General features: G+C 55.2%; 2 protein-coding genes. One reads left to right on the plus strand and one right to left on the minus strand.

What is annotated here, in order from left to right; all coding sequences use genetic code 11:
- Positions 1-403 precede the first annotated feature (403 nt).
- The gene (locus VLA04_01695; GenBank protein HSI20409.1) at positions 404-796 is read left to right on the plus strand and encodes a nuclear transport factor 2 family protein; all 393 of its coding nucleotides are present in this window, start codon (positions 404-406) and stop codon (positions 794-796) included.
- A gap of 338 nt (positions 797-1134) precedes the next feature.
- Here VLA04_01695 and VLA04_01700 read toward each other — a convergent pair whose 3' ends face one another.
- Positions 1135-1632, minus strand: a complete 498-nt coding sequence (locus tag VLA04_01700) for a hypothetical protein (protein ID HSI20410.1) — start codon at positions 1630-1632, stop codon at positions 1135-1137.
- Between the last annotated feature and the right edge of the window lie 111 nt (positions 1633-1743).

Genomic DNA, 1743 nt, shown 5'->3' on the forward strand with positions numbered 1-1743 from the left:
CCAATCGCCACGAACCGTCGTGCACCCATGCCCGCCCCCTTGGCCATCTGGACGGCAGCATTGCCCCCCACAGCTTCGGCCTTGAGCGAGGTGAGCCCCGGTAGCGCGAGCGTGGCACCGAGGGACTGGAGAATAAAACGACGACGATTCATGAAGGTTCAGTGGGCGGGGCCTTGAGTAATCGCCCGGACATTGCGATTCTTTGCAAGAAAGTCGCTCCCAAGGGGAGTGAGGCAGGCCGGATTCCACCTAGCTACAGAGATCGTCAGAACTCCTCCTCAACTCCACATTTCGACCTGGGTTGACGAAGGGATCAGATCAGGCTGCCAATGCGAAGCGTAATCCCGTGGACTGCAAACTTCCCCCGATTAGCGGCAGCCAAGATACCCTCACCTCACCCACCATGCCTAGCGCACCCCCAATCCCCACTTCCCCGCAAACGGAACTGCTCCGCGCCGCCTACGCCGCCTTCAATGCGCGGGACATCGCCGCTGCCGTTTCCCTCATGACACCAGACGTGACCTGGCCGCGAGCGTTCAAGGGTGGCTTTGTCCGCGGACCTGAGGAAGTCGGTGCTTACTGGCAAGAACAGTGGAGTGAGATCGATCCAAAAGTGGAGCCGCTGGCATTCTATCCAGACGAAGACGACCGTATCCTGGTCGAGGTGCATCAGGTGGTTCGCGACCTCGCAGGCACCGTTCTTGCCGATGAGCGGGTGGGCCATCGCTTCACCCTTGAGAGTGGATTGATTCAAGGCATGGAGGTCTGCTCTCTCCCATTGGCTCCCGCTGTCTAGGAAGCAAAGGCGCAGACAAGTACAGGGAAACTACAGGGCCTGATCGACTTCAAAGGAGCGTTTTGCAGTATAAGAACTCTGTTGAGGGACACATGCCAACTCGCGTAAAGGGCACCTCCGGAAACCTCAGAAGGGCCGAAGGTCCGCCCAATACCAGCCGGGGTCGAAGGCCCCGGTATCCGTCAGGAAAGGGATGGAGGGCTGAAAGTCCGTCCTATCAAGTTATTCCAGACCTCGCAACACCCCTGTTTTCTTCAAAGGGATAGTTTCCGGGAGTGCCCTAAACACACCGAACATCCGCTTCAATCCTAAAGTGAAGTGCGGCATTGGGCACTTCACTACCTTCTGTCCCAGGCAGTGTAGTCCTCGTCGCTCATGTTTTTTATGTCCCAGTCAAATATGGGCTTCAATGCATGCTTCAGCCCCTCGAAATCCATGGCGGTTGTCAATTTGGCACGAATCTCATCAAAAGCCGGCATGGAAGCGTAGGACGATTCCTCAGTGAACTCCGCAACCAGAAGCTTCTGGATGTCGTCAAATGCCTTGTGACCACTCTCTCGAATTCTCAGATCAGCGGTGCCAATGCGATATCGTCGCTCCCATTGGGGCCGGAAAACCCCTTCCACTGGCCTTTGGTTAGCCGCCTCCTCAACAACAAAAATCTTCCCTTCAAAATCAATGATCTGCATCTCCTGATACCACCCTCCCTTGATCCACTCCCACATTTGGTACTGCACAAATCGGGTTGAGGCCATGAGATGACACACTCCCCACTTTGTGACAACAATAGCAGGGAAGACAATCTCCCTTAGGGGAACACTTTGAGTGACAGGCATTTGGAGCTACCGCTTCTCCTTTCGAGGATATTTAGGACCCAGGAACTCGATGTCATGTTCGACAAAAATCGAGTACACACTAAAGGTGAACTCCCTGGAGTCTTCGAATGG

The sequence above is a fragment of the Verrucomicrobiia bacterium genome, from assembly GCA_035460805.1.
GTDB lineage: Bacteria > Patescibacteriota > UBA1384 > CAILIB01 > CAILIB01 > DATHWI01.

Bases quoted from the DNA above. Each gene is read 5' to 3' on its own strand.
- VLA04_01695 (HSI20409.1), top strand. From the start codon at position 404: ATGCCTAGCGCACCCCCAATCCCCACTTCCCCGCAAACGGAACTGCTC.
- VLA04_01700 (HSI20410.1), bottom strand. From the start codon at position 1,632: ATGCCTGTCACTCAAAGTGTTCCCCTAAGGGAGATTGTCTTCCCTGCT.